This window comes from Xanthomonas sp. D-36-1 (genome assembly GCF_017746155.1).
Lineage (GTDB): Bacteria > Pseudomonadota > Gammaproteobacteria > Xanthomonadales > Xanthomonadaceae > Xanthomonas > Xanthomonas cissicola.
This window is the reverse complement of the sequence record NZ_JAGHWR010000080.1, coordinates 1-16,044: the sequence shown is the minus strand read 5'-3', so window position 1 is coordinate 16,044 and position 16,044 is coordinate 1. Positions and strand designations below refer to the sequence as shown.

The 16,044-nt window shown below is 65.6% G+C and carries 15 protein-coding genes and 1 pseudogene; 5 read left to right on the top strand and 11 right to left on the bottom strand.

The window, feature by feature from the left end; translation table 11 throughout:
- The 9 genes and pseudogenes from J7367_RS19420 to pdxH all read right to left on the bottom strand — a co-directional run.
- Positions 1-186: pseudogene (locus J7367_RS19420) on the bottom strand (IS5/IS1182 family transposase); the annotation flags it as partial.
- Positions 187-327: 141 nt separating this feature from the next.
- Complete coding sequence (locus J7367_RS19415) at positions 328-1,494, bottom strand: glutathionylspermidine synthase family protein (protein ID WP_007965640.1); 1,167 nt, start codon at positions 1,492-1,494, stop codon at positions 328-330.
- Between the two features lies 1 nt (position 1,495).
- On the bottom strand, positions 1,496-2,068 hold the full coding sequence (locus tag J7367_RS19410) for a DUF1190 domain-containing protein (protein ID WP_007965639.1): 573 nt from the start codon (positions 2,066-2,068) through the stop codon (positions 1,496-1,498).
- 12 nt (positions 2,069-2,080) lie between these two features.
- Positions 2,081-2,485 (bottom strand): DUF350 domain-containing protein, encoded by a 405-nt coding sequence (locus J7367_RS19405; RefSeq protein WP_003489536.1) that lies wholly within the window; start codon positions 2,483-2,485, stop codon positions 2,081-2,083.
- A 37-nt stretch (positions 2,486-2,522) separates the two neighbouring features.
- Positions 2,523-3,200, bottom strand: coding sequence for a YjfK family protein (locus tag J7367_RS19400; RefSeq protein ID WP_176215062.1), 678 nt, complete (start codon positions 3,198-3,200; stop codon positions 2,523-2,525).
- Positions 3,197-4,279 (bottom strand): ion channel, encoded by a 1,083-nt coding sequence (locus J7367_RS19395; RefSeq protein WP_022558802.1) that lies wholly within the window; start codon positions 4,277-4,279, stop codon positions 3,197-3,199. Before J7367_RS19395 ends, J7367_RS19400 begins: the two co-directional genes overlap by 4 nt.
- A 25-nt stretch (positions 4,280-4,304) precedes the next feature.
- Positions 4,305-5,078 (bottom strand): PspA/IM30 family protein, encoded by a 774-nt coding sequence (locus tag J7367_RS19390; RefSeq protein WP_007965636.1) that lies wholly within the window; start codon positions 5,076-5,078, stop codon positions 4,305-4,307.
- Positions 5,079-5,090: 12 nt separating this feature from the next.
- On the bottom strand, positions 5,091-5,507 hold the full coding sequence (locus tag J7367_RS19385; RefSeq protein WP_007965635.1) for a YjfI family protein: 417 nt from the start codon (positions 5,505-5,507) through the stop codon (positions 5,091-5,093).
- A 179-nt stretch (positions 5,508-5,686) separates the two neighbouring features.
- Entirely contained in the window at positions 5,687-6,286 is a 600-nt protein-coding gene (gene pdxH, locus J7367_RS19380; protein WP_057662826.1) for a pyridoxamine 5'-phosphate oxidase, read from the bottom strand.
- Between the two features lie 168 nt (positions 6,287-6,454).
- On the opposite strand from pdxH, the gene J7367_RS19375 reads away from it, so the two are divergent.
- The 5 genes from J7367_RS19375 to mdtD all read left to right on the top strand — a co-directional run bounded on the left by J7367_RS19375 (position 6,455) and on the right by mdtD (position 11,522).
- Positions 6,455-6,997, top strand: coding sequence for a shikimate kinase (locus tag J7367_RS19375; RefSeq protein WP_007971379.1), 543 nt, complete (start codon positions 6,455-6,457; stop codon positions 6,995-6,997).
- Positions 6,994-8,106 (top strand): 3-dehydroquinate synthase, encoded by a 1,113-nt coding sequence (gene aroB / locus J7367_RS19370; RefSeq protein WP_007965632.1) that lies wholly within the window; start codon positions 6,994-6,996, stop codon positions 8,104-8,106. The genes J7367_RS19375 and aroB overlap by 4 nt, the downstream gene beginning before the upstream one ends.
- Positions 8,107-8,403: 297 nt before the next feature.
- Entirely contained in the window at positions 8,404-8,658 is a 255-nt protein-coding gene (locus tag J7367_RS19365) for a WGR domain-containing protein (RefSeq protein WP_005928169.1), read from the top strand.
- 14 nt (positions 8,659-8,672) lie between these two features.
- On the top strand, positions 8,673-9,737 hold the full coding sequence (gene hemE / locus J7367_RS19360; protein WP_007971381.1) for a uroporphyrinogen decarboxylase: 1,065 nt from the start codon (positions 8,673-8,675) through the stop codon (positions 9,735-9,737).
- A 363-nt stretch (positions 9,738-10,100) separates the two neighbouring features.
- Entirely contained in the window at positions 10,101-11,522 is a 1,422-nt protein-coding gene (gene mdtD / locus J7367_RS19355; protein ID WP_033481274.1) for a multidrug transporter subunit MdtD, read from the top strand.
- Positions 11,523-11,556: 34 nt separating this feature from the next.
- Here the strand turns inward: mdtD and J7367_RS19350 are convergent, their stop codons facing one another.
- Positions 11,557-15,102: an ATP-binding protein gene (locus J7367_RS19350; RefSeq protein WP_057662830.1), complete on the bottom strand. Its 3,546-nt coding sequence runs from the start codon at positions 15,100-15,102 to the stop codon at positions 11,557-11,559.
- Positions 15,103-15,493: 391 nt separating this feature from the next.
- A partial coding sequence (locus J7367_RS19345; RefSeq protein WP_139792823.1) for a response regulator occupies positions 15,494-16,044 on the bottom strand: 551 nt, incomplete at its 5' end.

Sequence of the window (16,044 nt, the reverse complement as noted above, 5' to 3'; positions counted from 1 at the left end):
AATCCGCAACATCGTCGCCAGTGCGTACGGCTGCCGACCTGGCCGCCCCGACACTGGATAGTGCGGCGCGATCAGGGCAAGCAGTTGCTGCCACGGAACAACCTGCTCCATCTCGGCAAGAAAGATCTCGCGCCGGGTCTGCTTACGCTTGCCCAAGCCCTCAGCGTCACCGAACGTCAGCTGCATGGATGAATCCTCTACATAAGGCGATAGTGTCGCGCATCTGCGGTGAGTTGATCAGACCTTCCCTAGGTGTGACGCAGAGGAAGCTCGGATCACACGCACGACACCACCACCTCGCAGTGGCGATGTACCTTCGGCCGGGTGTCAATCCGTGATGACGTGCGGCACGAAGCGCGAGGTGTCGCGGGTGATCGGGCCATCGTCGTCGCGCATGCCCAGTCCGGCAGGACGGTCCGCGACAACCCAGCTTCCTACCAGCGCATGGCGCCCATCGAACACCGGCAGCGGGTGATGCGCCTGCAGAATTGCGGGGCCATCCACGTACGGGCCATCGGTGTGCGCGGCCTCGCCTTGCGCCGTGACCAGCGCGATGTTGGCCCCCTCGCGCGAGAGCAACGGCTTGCGCACCCAGCCTGCGCTCGGCGCCTCACCGGCCTGCGCAAAGCGGGCGGGCAGCAGATTCGGGTGGCCCTGATGGCGGTCCCACAGCAACGGAAGGATGCCCTTGTTGCTCAGCACCGATTTCCATGCCGGTTCGATCAGGCGCACCCGGTCGGCGATCAATGCCGGCCCGAAGCGTTCTTCCATCATGAATTCCAGCGGATACAGCTTGAACAGCGTATGGATCACCCGATCCTGTTCGTCGGTGAACCAGCCTTCGGCACTCAGGCCGATGTCTTCGATGGCCACTTCCTCGGTGCTGATGCCCACCTGATGCGCACAGTCGCGCAAGTAGCGCACGGTGGCGCGGTCCTCCAGCGAATCGCGCACCGCCGCAAAATGCATCTGCGCGCCGATCGCGCCATCCACGGCCAGCGCGCCCAGGGTTTCGCACAGTAGGTCCTGGATCAGGTTGTACTGATCGGTCCCCTTGGGCAGCGCGCCACTGGCGATCTGCTGTTCCAGCCACAACCACTGGAAGTAGGCCGATTCGTAGAGCGATGTCGGCGTGTCGTAATTGAGTTCGTACAACTTGGCCGGGCCATCGCCCGAATACGCCAGATCCATGCGGCCATACAGATGCGGGTCGCGCTCTTTCCAGGAGTTGGCGATCCAGTCCCAGTAGAACGGCGGGATGGCCAGCCGGGTCATCAGCGCTTCCGAGCCCACCACCTCGTCCACCAGTTGCATCGCCATGTCGTGCAACTCTTGGGTGGGCGCTTCGATGTCGTCTTCGATCTGACGCAACGAAAACGCGTAGTAGGCGCTTTCGTCCCAATACGGCTCGCCGTCGATGGTGTGGAAGTGGAAGCCCAGCGATTCGGCCTGCGTGCGCCAATCCGCGCGTTCGGGGATCAGGATGCGTTGCATGTCAGCCGCCGAACCCCGAGCTGCGCCCGCCGCTGCCGAACGAACTGCGCGCCGCCGCGCTGGAACCGAAGCCCGAACGCGACACGGTAATGGCACGCGTGGGCATGTCGATGGCGCCGCTGCGTCCACGCACCGTACCGATGCGGCTGCTGGCCAGATCGCCATTGGGCTTGTAGTAACCGCCGCTGCGGTAGTCGCGATACAGCGGAATCGAGCCGCCATAGCGATAACCGCCGCCGCTCATATTGCCCAGGGCATAACCCAGCAAGAACCCACCCATCGGCGGGATCCAGCTCTGCTGCCCTTGCGGATTGGTGATCGCCGTGCAGCTGCCGAACTGCGCATCGCACTCGTAGCGCGTGGTGAAGCGCGGCGCGGCCTGCTGATGCTTGGCCACCGCCTCGTCGTAGGCCTTGAGGCATTGCTGGATATCGGACTGTTCCTGCTTGATCTGGTAACAGTCCGAGGCCGACTGCAGCACCACACCGGTCTCCGGTTCCGAGCCGCAGCCGGTGACGAAGGCGGCCGGCAGCGCGGCCATCAAGGTGAGTTTGAGATTGCGTGATCGCTTCATGCCTGCGCTCCGTTACGGCGTGATCGCGGCGGCATTGATCAGCCCCACCGCGATCGACACGCCGGCCGAAAAGATACCGGCGGCGGTGATGTTGTCGGTGATCTGCCGCGAGATGCGCCCGGCCACCAGATTGGCCAGCAGGTAGGCCACCACCTGGATGCCGCAGGCCACTAGGCCCCAGATCAGGGCGTCGATCAGGCTCACCGAATGGGTGATGGCCGAATGCAGCGGCAGCGCCACGCCGATCAGGTTGCCGGCCAGCGCTGTCGCCGCCGCCACATTGCCCTGCCGCAGCAAGGTGAAATCCTTGTGCGGGGTGACCAGGGTCACCAGCACCACCGAGACGATCAACACGCCCAGGCCGGTACCGAAATAGGAAAGAAACGCGAGAAAACTCTGCAGGTTGATCGGGTTCATGACAGGACCAAGGTAGGTGGAAGGCGAGCGCGCATGCTCAGGTGATATCCAGATCGGCGACGGTGACATCGATACCGACCGCATAGGTGACGCAGAATTCGTTGGGGCCGGAATCTTCGCCGGTCACCAGCAAGAATTCTTCGCGCTGCAGCTCCGGCACATCGCGGCTGTAGAGCATGGCGTAATGGGTCAGATCGCCATCGCGGCGCGGCGGCTGGTAGCGGTACAACACTTCGTCGTAGGCGATCGGCGGAATCCGTGACACGTCATCGGTGGATTGCGTTGCGCGCTGCCACTGTTTGCCGGCGTACTCGATCTGCGCCGCACCCAGATGCGGGTGCTGCATCACGAACTCCTGAAACGCCTGCTTGCTGGGCGGGTTCACCGTCTCGCAATACACGAAGGCCTTCATCGCTTCCAGATCGCCCCCCACGGTGGTGACCTGCAAGAACGCATCGTCGTCCAGATAGAACCGATGCAGCGCATAGCCATCGCCCAGATTGACGTGACCGTAGCAGGGAATGCCCTGATGCCCGCCCGGCAACTCGGCGGTCATGGCCTCGGGCGCCATGCGGTACAGGGTGGTGTCGATCTCCACCTGGCCACCGACACGCAGCCCCAGCGGCAGCGTGTGACCGATCGCGCCACTCCCGGAAGTGGGCAGCGGCGGCGGTTGCGGTCGACCGAACAACTTGCTGAAAAAACTCATCGTCAGACACCTTGTGGCGATGGGGAGATGGGGGACGCCTCGCTGCGCATGGCCTGCCAGGCGATGGCGTGTGCCGGCACGCGCTGCTCGGCCAGGTAATACAGCATCGCACCGCCAACGACTGCGGTGCGTGCTGGCGGGTTCAAGCGCAACGCGCCATCGGGCGCGCGCAGGCCCAGCAGCAATGCGCCCCGCTGGCCGAAATCGGCCGCAAGCCGGCCGTAATCCAGTGGTTGCACACTCGCAGGCACTGCAAGGCTGAACTGGGTGGGGCCTTCGTCTACCGACAGCAGCTCGGCGGTGATCGCCGCACTGCCCGGATCCTGCGCCGCACGTGCCAGGATCTCGGCGGTCATCGGACGCGTGCACTCGATGGCTGGGTAATGGCAGTTGACCAATCGCGCCGCGCTGGCCGAATCGAAGTGCGCCACGATATGCGCGGCCGGCGCATGCGCCATCAACGCGAACACGGCTGCCAGGGTCTGGTCGTCGGAGGGCGGGTTGACGATCACCCGCGCCGCGCCGGCAATGCCGGCACGCAGGTACACCTCGGTATGCGTGTACGACTCGGCGGCGATGAAGCGCATGTGGTCGGGCATCGGATTTTCCGCCACACCCTCGGCAATCAGCACCACGCCTTCGTCATCGGTGGCGGTGTCGGACAGCAGCAATTCCAGCAGGCGCATGGAGGCTGCGCCCTGCCAGCCGATCAGAATGGTGTGCCCGCGCAGATCGGCATAGGCCATCTTGCCCATGTGGTGGCGCCTCCAGAAAGTGATGAGCACCCCGCTGGTCTTGGCCAGCACCGTGGCGAACAACGCCACCGCGCCCGGCATCAACACGAACGCGGCGATATAGCGCCCGGCGACCGAGCCCGGCGACAGGTCGCCGTAGCCGATGGTGGTGGCAGTGGTCATGTAGTAGTACGGAAACGCGTCCAGGCCGACGAGCTTCTGCTCGCCGGCCCACAGCAGCAGCAACCAGCTCAGCCCCATGTGCGCCAGCAGTGCCAGCGCCACCGTGCCCCAGCTGACGCGGCGCACGTGGCGCCGCAGGACCCGCAACAGCCGTCCAACGATGATCATGGCGCATCCTGTGCCGTGCGATGGATCAGCTGTCGCTGCGCGGAACCTGCTGCACGTCGCGCACCTGGCCAATCAGCGGCGCGGTGCCGCCGGCATTCTCGTGACCCAGCTGCGCAGCCGGCTTCTTGAAGCGCGCCAGCACCGCAGCGGCATTGGACTCGCCTTCCATCAGGCCAGCCGCCGCCAGGCGCCGATTGAGATCGCCATCGCCGCTGGACGCTTCGAGTTCTTCGGCCGATTCGATGCGCGCGGAGGTCTCGGCCTGACGCGCCTTGATGCGCTCCAGCGATTCCAGCGCCGAGCCCATCTTGCTGCTGGCACCGGAATGGCGCGCGGCAATGGCGGCCTGCGCCTTCTGCACCGCATCGGTGGCCTTGACCGTATCGATCTGCTGACGCATGCCACGCAGCTGGTTCTCGGTCTTCTGGATGGTGGCCTTGAGCGTCACCACCGACTGGTCCAGCGCGGTCTTGGAAGCCTTGTCGCCTGCGTCTTCGCTTTCCAGCGCGGCCAGCTTGACCGCCACATCGTGCGCCAGCGCTTCATCGTTCTTGGCCAGCGCACCTTCGATGTAGCGCGTGTATTCAGCCATCTTGCCGGCGCGCGCGTCGATCTTCTGCTGGGCCAGCTTGCTCTGCGCCATCAACTTGGTGAGCTCTTCGCGCGAGCGCGTGAGCTGGGCGCCGGCATCGCGCATTTCCTGGTCCAGGATGCGCAGCGCATTGGCGTCGACGGCCTTCTGGCCGGTTTCGTGTGCGGTACCACGCAGCAGCGTGATCAGCTTGGAAAAGATACTCATGACAACACGCCTTTAGGAAAAGAACGGCTTGAGAGATTCGGCGGCATCCAACGTGTTGGCCGCCAGGGTCTGGATTTCTTCGTCGATCTGGTCGAGCGTCGAGGAGGCCGACAGCTCGCCAAACACGACATAACGGTCCTTGCCGTCGACCTGGACCAGGCCCAGGTTGGACAAGGGGTTGAGCGGATTCAGGCGCAGGCAGGCGTCGTTGAAGGCGGCGCGGTCGTTGACGTGCTCGGCATGGGCCAGCAGCGTGGACACGAAAACCTGCGAGCCGGAAGCGGCAACCTGGATCTGCATGTCGCCGTGGTCGGCCAGGGTGAGATTGATGGCCGGCTCCAGGCCGTCGATCAGTTCGACCTGGATCGGCTGGCCACGGTAGCGCTCGGCCAGCAGGCCGTGCAATTCGACGGTGGTGTACTGCGTCATACGATGTCCTGTCCTTTGGTCATGCCGTGGTGGTGATGCAGCGAATGTCCTGCAGCGACCGGACATACTACAGACTGCCCGTGACCGGCAGAAAGGGCCGAAAGTCAGCTGGCCAGGCGCGCGGCAGGCGAGCAAACCGCCCGTTCAGCTGGCGTGTCGCCCCATGCCGGGCGACTGCCTCACGGATACAGCATCCGCTTGCTCCAATGGCTGGCCGCGTCGGCATCGTAGCGCCAGCGCTCGTGCAGACGGAACTTGGCGCCGTACCAGAACTCGAACGCCTGCGGCACCACCCTGAACCCGCCCCAGCCATCCGGGCGCGGCACCTCGCGCCCTTCGAACGTCGCTTCGACCTTGGCAATGGCCGCATCGAACTCTTCGCGCGAACCCAGCGCCTGCGACTGCCGCGAGGCCCACGCGCCGATCTGGCTCATGCGCGGGCGCGAGGCGAAGTACGCATCGGATTCGTCCGCGCTCACCAGCTGCACGCCGCCCTCGATGCGGACCTGGATGCCGGCTTCGCGCAGGCTGCGCCACAGGAACAACAGCGCCGCCTGCGGGTGGGTCTGCAGATCGCGGCCCTTTGCGCTGTCCAGATGGGTGTAGAACACGAACCCGCGCGCGTCGAAGGCCTTGAGCAACACGGTGCGTGCGCTCGGCCGGCCATCCACGTTGGCGGTGGCCACGGTCATCGCGCTGGCTTCCAGTTCGGCGCTGTTGTGCGCCTCGGCATACAGCGCAGCGAAGGTGGCAAGAGCTTCTGCGTACAGATCGGTCATGACGGTGCGTGGCAGCCAGATGGACGCCTATTGTGGGCGCATCTCCCGCGCTTCGCCTATGCACCGCGATCGAATCGCCGGACCGGCACGCGGTTGGCGTGGTTGAGGACAGCCATTGCGCCGTGCCATCGGCCCGGCCCGCTGGCGTGAATGCTACGATCCCTGTGCATGAACCCCGCACCCAATCTCGTGATGGTCGGCCCGATGGGCGCCGGAAAAAGCTGCATCGGCCGTCGCCTGGCCGAGCGCTTCGGGCTGGAATTCGTCGATGTGGACCAGGCCATCGTCGAACAGGTGGGCAGCAGCATCCCGGCCATCTTCGAGCAGCATGGCGAAGCCAGGTTTCGGCAGCACGAGGCCCAAACCCTGCAGGCGCTGCTGGAACAGGACAACAAACTGATTTCCACCGGTGGCGGCGCAGTGCTGGATCCGCGCAATCGCGAGCGCATCTGCGCGCGTGGGTTCGTGGTGTACCTGCATGTCAGTGTGCCGGCGCAATTGACACGGCTGGCGCGCGACCGCAATCGCCCGCTGCTGCAACGCGCCGACCGCGAGCAGGTGCTGCATGCGATGGCCGCGCACCGCACGCCGCTGTATCACCAGGTCGCAGATCTCAGCCTGGAAACCGATCATCTTTCCCCCGCCGAGGCCACCGCGCAGCTGGTGCTGCGCCTGGCCGCGCAATGGCGCATGTCGAGTAACCCCGCATGACACTTTCCCGTTCCTCGCGCAGCGTCGATGTCGACGGTGCGCAGCCTTACACCATCACCATCGCCCCGGGCCTGCTGGCCGACGGTGCGCGCCTGGCCAGCCATGTGCGCGGCCGCCATGCGCTGCTGCTCAGCGACTCGCAGGTGGCTCCGCATTACGCGGCCGGCGTACGCGCCGCCTTGTTGGGCGCGCGGCCGGACCTGCAGGTCGGCGAATTGGTCATTGCCGCCGGCGAAGCCTCCAAAACCTTGGAGACCTTTGGTTCTGCGATCACCGCACTGGCCGAACTCGGTGCCACCCGCGACGCCTGCGTGTTCGCGCTGGGCGGCGGCGTGGTCGGCGACCTGGCCGGCTTTGCGGCAGCGTGCTGGATGCGCGGCGTGGATTGCGTGCAACTGCCCACCAGCCTGCTGGCAATGGTGGATTCGTCGGTCGGCGGCAAGACCGCGGTGGACATCCCGCAGGGCAAGAACCTGGTGGGCGCCTTCCATCCGCCGCGCGCGGTGATCGCCGACACCGACACCTTGCGCACCCTGCCCGCACGCGAACTGCGCGCCGGCCTGGCCGAGGTGATCAAGTACGGCGCCATCCGCGACCCGCTGTTCTTCCAGTGGCTGCATGCCGAACGCCGCGCCCTGCTCGATGGCGATGCAGCGGCGCTGGCGCAGGCCATCGCCCGCAGCTGCGAGCATAAGGCCGAGATCGTGGCGCGCGACCCGCTGGAAAAAGGCGAGCGCGCATTGCTCAACCTGGGCCACACTTTCGGTCACGCAATCGAAACCGAGCAAGGCTACGGCGCGCCCGGCAACGACAACCTCAACCATGGCGAGGCCGTGGCAGTGGGCATGGTGCTGGCGGCGCGCCTGTCGGCCGCGCTGGGAATGAGCGATCCACAGGACACCGAGGCCTTGCGCGCGCTGCTGCACGACTTCGACCTGCCCACCGAGATCCCGCCCGGCCTGGCCCCTCAGGCCCTGCTCGCACGCATGCGCCTGGACAAGAAGAACATCGCCGGCCGCCTGCGCCTGGTGTTGTGGCGCGGTATCGGCAAGGCCGAGGTGGTTCCGGATGTGGAAGAGGCCGCGGTGCTGGAGATCCTGGCGGGATAAGGCCAGCCGGCCGATAAGGCACGGCACGCTGGACGCCCGCACCCAGCTGCCGTCGATCGCCACGACGCTCACTATTTTGTGGGAGTGCCCCGGACGCGATGGGGCCTTCCCGATAAATCCCTATCGCGCCCAGGTGCGCTCCTACGCACTGCCTGCCACCGTCTGCTCCAGCGGTCGAAAACTCGCTCGGAAGCGCACCGGCAAGCATGGACGCCCAACGAGGCTCCCTTCGCAACCAGAACACCCGGACGCGCCACTGCTCTCAGCCTTCAGCAGCGCCCGGCTACAATCGGCCGCATGCGCATCCTTCTACAACACGATCCCGGCGGTAACGCGCCGCTCCGCTACGTCCAGCTGACCCTGCAACCGGATCTGTTCGGTGGCTGGGAATTGCTGCGCGAAACCGGCGAGATCGGCGGACGCACGCAACTGCGACGCGACCAGTACCTGCAACAGGATGAAGCAGACCGCGCCTTCGACAAGGCGCGCGACACCCAACTCAAACGCGGTTTCCAACTCATCACCGGCGGCGCCGACGACGCGCCGCGCTGAGGACACACTTCCCCATGCTCAAGAACGATCGCCTGCTGCGCGCGCTCAACCGTCAGCCCGTGGACCGCACCCCTGTGTGGTTGATGCGCCAGGCCGGCCGCTATTTGCCGGAGTACCGCGCCACGCGCGCGCGCGCCGGCAGCTTTCTGGGCATGGCCAAGAATCCGGACATCGCCTGCGAAGTGACCCTGCAGCCGCTGCAGCGCTTCCCGCTGGATGCGGCAATCCTGTTCTCCGACATCCTCACCATTCCCGATGCGATGGGCCTGGAGCTGTATTTTGTCGAAGGCGAAGGTCCCAAGTTCCGCCACCCGGTGCGCGATGCCGCCGCAATCCATCGTCTGGGCGTGCCGGACATGGAAACCGAGCTGCGCTACGTGATGGATGCGGTGCGGGTGATCCGCCGCGAACTGGATGGTTCGGTGCCCCTGATCGGCTTCTCCGGCAGCCCGTGGACGCTGGCCTGCTACATGATCGAAGGCGGCGGCAGCAAGGAATACGCACGCATCAAGGCGATGGCCTTCAACGCGCCTGAGCTGCTGCATCACCTGCTCGGCACCGTCACCGACGCGGTGATCGCCTACTTGGCCGCCCAACGCGCTGCAGGCGCGCAGGCGCTGCAGGTGTTCGACACCTGGGGCGGCGTGCTCTCGCCGGCGATGTACCGCGAATTCTCGCTGCCCTACCTCACCCGCATCGCGCGTGAGCTGGAACGCGGCACCGGGGCCGAGCGCACCCCGCTGGTGCTGTTCGGCAAGGGCAACGGCGCCTACGTGGCCGATCTGGCCGCCAGCGGTGCCGAAGCCGTGGGCGTGGACTGGACCATCTCGCTGGCTGACGCCGCCCAACGGGCGGGCGGCCGCGTTGCCCTGCAGGGCAATCTCGACCCGGCCACGCTGTACGGCTCGCCCGAAGCGATCCGTAGCGAAGTCGCCAAGACCCTGGACAGCTACGCTCAGGGCAACGGCGGCTCACGCGAAGGCCACGTCTTCAACCTCGGCCACGGCATGTCGCCGGATATGAATCCCGAGCACGTGGGTGTGCTGGTGGAGGCGGTGCAGAGCTTGAGCAGGCGCTGAGCGCGACATCGCGCGGGCCGGGTTGCACGGACCCGGCCAATGCCCGTGCCCGTGCCCGTGCGCACCTTGGCACTGCTGGGTCGCCTGTTGCGCAACCGAATCGGCCCGCTGGTTCTGCATGTTCGCACCGCCTGCCGGCATATCGGTGGCGGACGCGTCGTGCCATCAAACGCATCGCGTGATTCACACCTGCACCCAGGGCCGCCAGTGCGATAACCCGATGTGGCTGCGCGTGTACCGTCGGCGTTGCGCCTGCATCACGGCGCAGGGTGCCGGCGCAGGCATGCCTGGGGGTCGCACACAGCGTTCCGCGCCGTGCACAGCAGGGAAGCGATAATGCAGCGTTCCTCCGGCCAAGCCCCCATGTCTCAACCCGTCCCCACCTCGCGCGCCTACGCCACCATCAAGCCGCTGCTGTGGCTGGTATCGCTGGCGATCTTCATGCAGATGCTGGATGCGACCATCGTCAACACGGCGTTGCCGTCGATGGCGCGCAGCCTGCGCGAAAGCCCGCTGCAGATGCAGTCGGTGGTCTTCAGTTATGCGCTGGCGGTGGCGATGTTCATCCCCGCCTCGGGCTGGATCGCGGACCGCTTCGGCACGCGGCGCACCTTCCTGGCCGCAATCATCGTGTTCACCTTGGGCTCGCTGCTGTGCGCGGCAGCGCAACACCTGCCGCAGTTGGTGGCCGCACGCGTGGTGCAAGGCATCGGCGGCGCGATGCTGCTGCCGGTCGGGCGGCTGGCGGTGCTCAAGACGGTGGCGCGCGCAGACTTCCTGCGCGCGATGAGCTTTATCGCCATTCCCGCCCTGATCGGCCCGCTGATCGGCCCGACCCTGGGCGGCTGGCTGGTCGAAGTCGCCTCGTGGCACTGGGTGTTCCTGATCAACCTGCCGATCGGGGCGATCGGGTTCATTGCTGCGCTGAAAATCATGCCGGACCACTACGGCGATGCACGCAAGCGCTTCGATCTGGTCGGCTACCTGATGCTGGCGTTCGGCATGGTGGCGTTGTCGCTGGCGCTGGATGGCATCTCCGAACTCGGCCTACGCCATGCGTTTGTGATGTTGCTGGCCATCGGCGGGCTCGCCGCACTGGCCGGCTACTGGCTGCATGCGGGCAACACCGCCAACGCGCTGTTTCCGCTGGCGCTATTCAAGGTGGCGAGCTACCGCATCGGCATTCTGGGCAACTTGTTCGCACGCGTGGGCAGCGGCTCGATGCCGTTCTTGATTCCGTTGCTGTTGCAGGTGGGCCTGGGCATGAGCCCGATGAATGCCGGGCTGATGATGGTGCCGGTGGCGCTGGCGGGCATGGCCGCCAAACGCGCGGCGGTCAAGCTGGTGGGACGCTTCGGCTATCGACGTGTGCTGATGCTCAACACCGTGTTGGTGGGCGTGGCCATGGCCAGCTTTGCGCTGATCGATATCGGCCAGCCGCTGTGGCTGCGCCTGGTGCAATTGGCCTGCTTTGGCGCCGTCAATTCACTGCAATTTACGGTCATGAACACCGTGACCCTGCGCGATCTGGACCGCGACCAGGCCAGCCCCGGCAACAGTCTGCTGTCGATGGTGATGATGCTGGCCACCGGTTTCGGCGCTGCGGCAGCGGGCAGTCTGTTGGCTGCATTCAATACGCATCTGGGCGATACGCATGGGGCTACCGCCGCCTTGCATGCCACCTTCCTGTGCGTGGGCGGCATCACCTTGTCGTCGACGTTGATCTTCTGGCAGCTGGCCGAGACGCGGCCGCACCCCAAGGAAGTGGAAGCGGTTGCCGAGTAGGTGCTGCGCTGGCGCGCTGTCACTTCCGCCGCGGCTACGCCCCATCACGTGCGCGGGCATGCCGCAACGCCTCGGCAATGGTGTTGGCCAACATCTCGCCGGTGAGCGGCTTGCGCAGGAAACGGTCGAAGCCCGCTTCCTGCGCGTTCGGTTCGGCGGCTTCATCGGAGCGTGCGGTCACCGCGATCAACGGCATCTCGTAGCCGAAGACGCGCAACTGCCGCGCCAACGCAAAGCCATCCAGCCCGGGCAGATCCAGATCCAGCAATGCCAGATCGAACGTGTTGTCGGCCGCTTCGGTCAGCGCTGCCAAACCATGCGGCGCATGCACCACCGAATGCCCCTGCGCGCGCAGCAGGCCGATGATGACCTCGGCGATGGTCGGGTCGTCTTCCACCAGCAGGATGCGCTGCGGATCGACAGGGCTGGCGGCATGCGCCACCTCGCCGTCCAGCGTCGCATTCGACGCCACCCAGCGCAGCGGCAGATCCACCACAAAGCGCGTCCCGGCGCCGAGCCGGCTGATCACCTCGATATGCCCGCCCATCGCCATCGCCAGCTCCTGACAGATCGCCAGGCCCAGACCACTGCCCCCATAGCGTGAAGTGGTCTTGGCACCGTCGCCCTGCTCGAAGCGCTGGAACAATCGCGCCTTCTGTTCGGCATTGATGCCCGGGCCTGTGTCGGCAACTTCGAAGCGCAGGCCTTGATAGGAACCGAGCGTGGTCAGCTTCAGCGCGACCACCCCGCGCTCGGTGAATTTGATCGCGTTATTGAGCAGGTTGAGCAGGATCTGCCGAATGCGGGTGGAATCGCCGCTGGCGGTGATATCGCCGAGCAGCCCGATTTCCAGGCTGAAACGCAGCCCGCGCTCCTGCGCCAACGGCGCCATCAGCGCTTCGACCTCGGCCACGAGTTGACGCACCGAAAATGGCTGGAAATCCAGTTCAAGCCGGCCCGATTCGATGCGCGCCAGATCCAGCGCATCGTTGACCAGCCGCAACAGATGCGCCCCCGCACGACGGATCGACTCGGTGTAGCTGCGCTGCGTGGGGTCCTGCGTGGTCTTGAGCAGCAATTCGCTCATGCCCAACACACCCGTCATCGGCGTACGCACCTCATGACCCAGCGTCGCCAGAAAACGCGTTTTGGCCAAAGACGCCTGTTCGGCCAGCTCCTGTTTGTGCACGGCCAGCTGCCAGGCATTCAGGCGACGCAACCGACGGCGGTACAACAAGATGGCGGCGGCGATCACGCACACCGTCAGCAAGGCCAGCAGGCTTAAACCCCACGGCGACAGCCACCATGGCGGCAACACCTGAAAACGTAATGTCTGGCTGGCCGACCAGATGCCATCTGCGGTACGCCCCTGCACTTCCAGCGTGTAATGCCCGGAGGGCAGGCGCGAAAACAACCGTTCGCCAGTGGAGCCCACGTCGATCCAGTCCGGATCGTAGCCACTGAGGCGGAAGCGGTAACTGGTGGATTCGGGATTGGTAAACGTGGGCATCCGCGCCACGATATGCAGGTCGCGATCGCCGTCCTGCACTTGCAGCGGCGCCTTGCCGGTGACATCCAGTTCGCGCTCGCCGCGTCGCGAGCTGACACGTTCGATCAACAGCTGCGGTCGGCGCAGATTCGGACGCATCGTGGCCGGATCGAACACCACGATGCCGTCGGATGTGCCGCCCAGGATCTGCCCCGTGCTTGCCTGCACCAGCGTGGCCACCTGCAGGGGCGAACTGGGAAGTCCGTCGTGCACGTCGTACACACGCACCAGCTTGCTGCCGGGGTCGACCCGAATCAGCCCACGATGACTGGAGACCCAGGCCACGCCACCGGCATCGATCACCAGGCCGGTCGGCGAGACCATCGGGAACTCCTGCTCCTTTCCCACCGTATCCAGATGCGTGAGCTGCTTGCCGTCCCAGAGATAGCGCCGCAATTGTCCGGCCAATCCGATCCAGACGATGCCCCCATCTCCCTGGCGAAACACATAGGTCGGCAGGGACGGCGCGCCGCGGACCGGAACGAACTGGTCGGCATGCGGATCCCATCGCCACAGCCCGGCATTGTTGCTCAGCCAGATCTGCCCATCCGGCCCGATCCGCATGTCCAGAACAGTCAACGCCTTCAGCCCATGGCTTCCATAGTCGAGCGTCCTGAGCAGCTGGCCCTCGCTGCTCCACAGCTGCACCCCGTGCGTGAGCAGCGCCACCCAGATGCGGCCTTGCGCATCTTCGGCCATCCTGCCAGGCCTGCCGACATCTTCGAGATCGGCTGCGGACTCCTTGTGCCCGAGCAGTGGCCAACGCCTGACCTCGCCTGTCTGCGGGTTGTATCGAACCAGCCTTTCCTGCACGCCAATCCAGACCGTTCCCCGCCTGCTTTCGATGACGGTATCGGGAATGCGCTCTGGATCGACCGAGGCCAGGCGTGGCTCGACGCGGCCGGTGACGGGATCGAAATGCTCAAGGGTTCCACGGGTGCCGACCAGCCAGATCCCGCCCGTGATCGAGGCCGCCGTCGCAACGACCGAGGGGTTGGCGAGCGATTGCGGATCGTCTGCGCGATGCGAAAACAGCGCGAAGGTATCCCAGCGCGGAGGCAGGTGCCACAGCCCGCCCTCCAGGCTGGCAAACCACAGACCCCCTTCGCGGTCCTGATAGGCGGTGATCCAGTTCCGGTTGACCAGACCGTGCGCTGAAAAACTGTAGACCGGCACGCGTTCGACGCCACCATCGCCGGTACTCATCCCCAGGCCGGTGGCGGTATCCAGCCAGTAGCGCCCGAGCCGATCACGGAGCAGGACGCCTCTGACCTGCGCGGTGTCCGTACCGCTTTGCCAGGGGCGGGCCGTGGGCCGCCCGACGGTGTTGAACCGGACGGGGTTGCCGTCGAAATCGGCAATCCAGAGCACCTTGCCATCGGGCTCCTTGTACATTCTGTTGACCGACTGGGACGGGCCCGGAAGCGGCACGCGCTCCAGGCGTCGACCATCCCAGTGCACAAGCCCGCCCCAGGTGCCGATCCACAGGCCGCCGTCGGGCGCAACTTCCAGACCAACGATATTGTCGGACGGCAAGCTGGCGGCATCGCCGGCCTTTGCAGAAAAGTGCTGCATGCGACCGTCGGGCCGGTAACGATAGAGGCCTTGCTTGGCGGTGCCGATCCAGATATCGCCGTTGGGCGTTTGCGCCAATGACCACAGGGTGGCGTCGCGCAATTCCGGGAACTGCGGATCTTCCAGTCGTTTGAACGTGCGTGTGTTCGCTTCCAGATAGCCGACGCCGCCGTCCTCGAAACCCATCCACACCCGATCGTCGGCATCGACACAGATGGTCCAGACCACGTTGCTGGTCAGGCCATCTTCCATCCGCCAGATCCGGTAGTTGCGGCCATCGAATCTGGCCAAGCCGTCATCGCTGGCAAGCCACAGATATCCCTGTTTGTCCTCGGCCAACTGATTGATCGTGTCCGACGGCAGCCCGTCGGCGATCGTCAGCTGGATGGGCACCGGTGTTGCGGGCGTACGCGCCTGCACCGGAAGCACTGCCAGACACAGGCACACCCAGAGCACAGCGAGCTGCCGATGGGGCAAGCAGGATAGAAAGCGCACCGGATCAACTTCACGACAAGTCGGCGCATAGTGCGGGCCACGCGCGATGCGGGCAAGCACGCTACGCGCGTTCTGCGCGTGCGCTCAGGCCGCAAGACGCATGTGCGGCAGGGTCATTGGTCAGTCCACTGCACGCTACAGGGTTTGCGGGAAGCGGACCCAACAATGCATCCGCCGAAGCCTGCATGCGATGCGACCGCCCGCCGCGCTTCGGTTGGCAGGACACCTGCAACGCCCTTTCGCCTGCCGAGACCATCGCGACCCGCATCGCTGTTCGAGCAGCCCAATGCGGGCGAACGCGCCGCATGACACCTGAGCGTTTGCTCCGGTGACAGGACATCGGCACGGCTTGTTAGCGTTTGCGACGTAACGCTTCGGCAATGCTGTCGGCCAGCATGTCGCCAGTGAGCGGCTTGCGCAGGAAGGCGTCGAAGCCCGCTTCCTGCGCACTTGGTTCGGCGACCTCATCGGCGCGTGCAGTCACGGCAATCAACGGCATGTCGTAGCCGAATACCCGCAGTTGCCGTGCCAACGCAAAGCCATCCAGCCCGGGCAGATCCAGGTCCAGTAGCGCCAGATCGAACGTGTTGTCGGCCGCTTCGGTCAACGCCGCCAGGCCATGCGGGGCATGCACGACCGAGTGTCCCTGCGCTTGCAGCAGGCCGACGATGACCTCGGCGATGGTCGGGTCGTCTTCCACCAGCAGGATGCGCTGCGGTTTGACAGCCGTCTCGGCATGCGCGGTCTGGCCACCGAGTGCGGCGTTGGAAGCCACCCAGCGCAGCGGCAACTCCACCACAAAGCGCGTCCCCGCACCCAGCCGGCTGATCACCTCGATCTGCCCGCCCATGGCGATCGCCAGCTCCTGGCAGATCGCCAGACCTAAGGATGGTCTGATCAATG

What these genes read in the sequence shown, in the direction of transcription:
- J7367_RS19390 (WP_007965636.1), bottom strand. Translation starts at nt 5,078, where the DNA reads ATGAGTATCTTTTCCAAGCTGATCACGCTGCTGCGTGGTACCGCACAC.
- J7367_RS19405 (WP_003489536.1), bottom strand. Translation starts at nt 2,485, where the DNA reads ATGAACCCGATCAACCTGCAGAGTTTTCTCGCGTTTCTTTCCTATTTC.
- aroB (WP_007965632.1), top strand. Translation starts at nt 6,994, where the DNA reads ATGACACTTTCCCGTTCCTCGCGCAGCGTCGATGTCGACGGTGCGCAG.
- mdtD (WP_033481274.1), top strand. Translation starts at nt 10,101, where the DNA reads ATGTCTCAACCCGTCCCCACCTCGCGCGCCTACGCCACCATCAAGCCG.
- J7367_RS19395 (WP_022558802.1), bottom strand. Translation starts at nt 4,279, where the DNA reads ATGATCATCGTTGGACGGCTGTTGCGGGTCCTGCGGCGCCACGTGCGC.
- J7367_RS19365 (WP_005928169.1), top strand. Translation starts at nt 8,404, where the DNA reads ATGCGCATCCTTCTACAACACGATCCCGGCGGTAACGCGCCGCTCCGC.
- J7367_RS19415 (WP_007965640.1), bottom strand. Translation starts at nt 1,494, where the DNA reads ATGCAACGCATCCTGATCCCCGAACGCGCGGATTGGCGCACGCAGGCC.
- pdxH (WP_057662826.1), bottom strand. Translation starts at nt 6,286, where the DNA reads ATGACCGATCTGTACGCAGAAGCTCTTGCCACCTTCGCTGCGCTGTAT.
- J7367_RS19385 (WP_007965635.1), bottom strand. Translation starts at nt 5,507, where the DNA reads ATGACGCAGTACACCACCGTCGAATTGCACGGCCTGCTGGCCGAGCGC.
- J7367_RS19375 (WP_007971379.1), top strand. Translation starts at nt 6,455, where the DNA reads ATGAACCCCGCACCCAATCTCGTGATGGTCGGCCCGATGGGCGCCGGA.
- hemE (WP_007971381.1), top strand. Translation starts at nt 8,673, where the DNA reads ATGCTCAAGAACGATCGCCTGCTGCGCGCGCTCAACCGTCAGCCCGTG.
- J7367_RS19410 (WP_007965639.1), bottom strand. Translation starts at nt 2,068, where the DNA reads ATGAAGCGATCACGCAATCTCAAACTCACCTTGATGGCCGCGCTGCCG.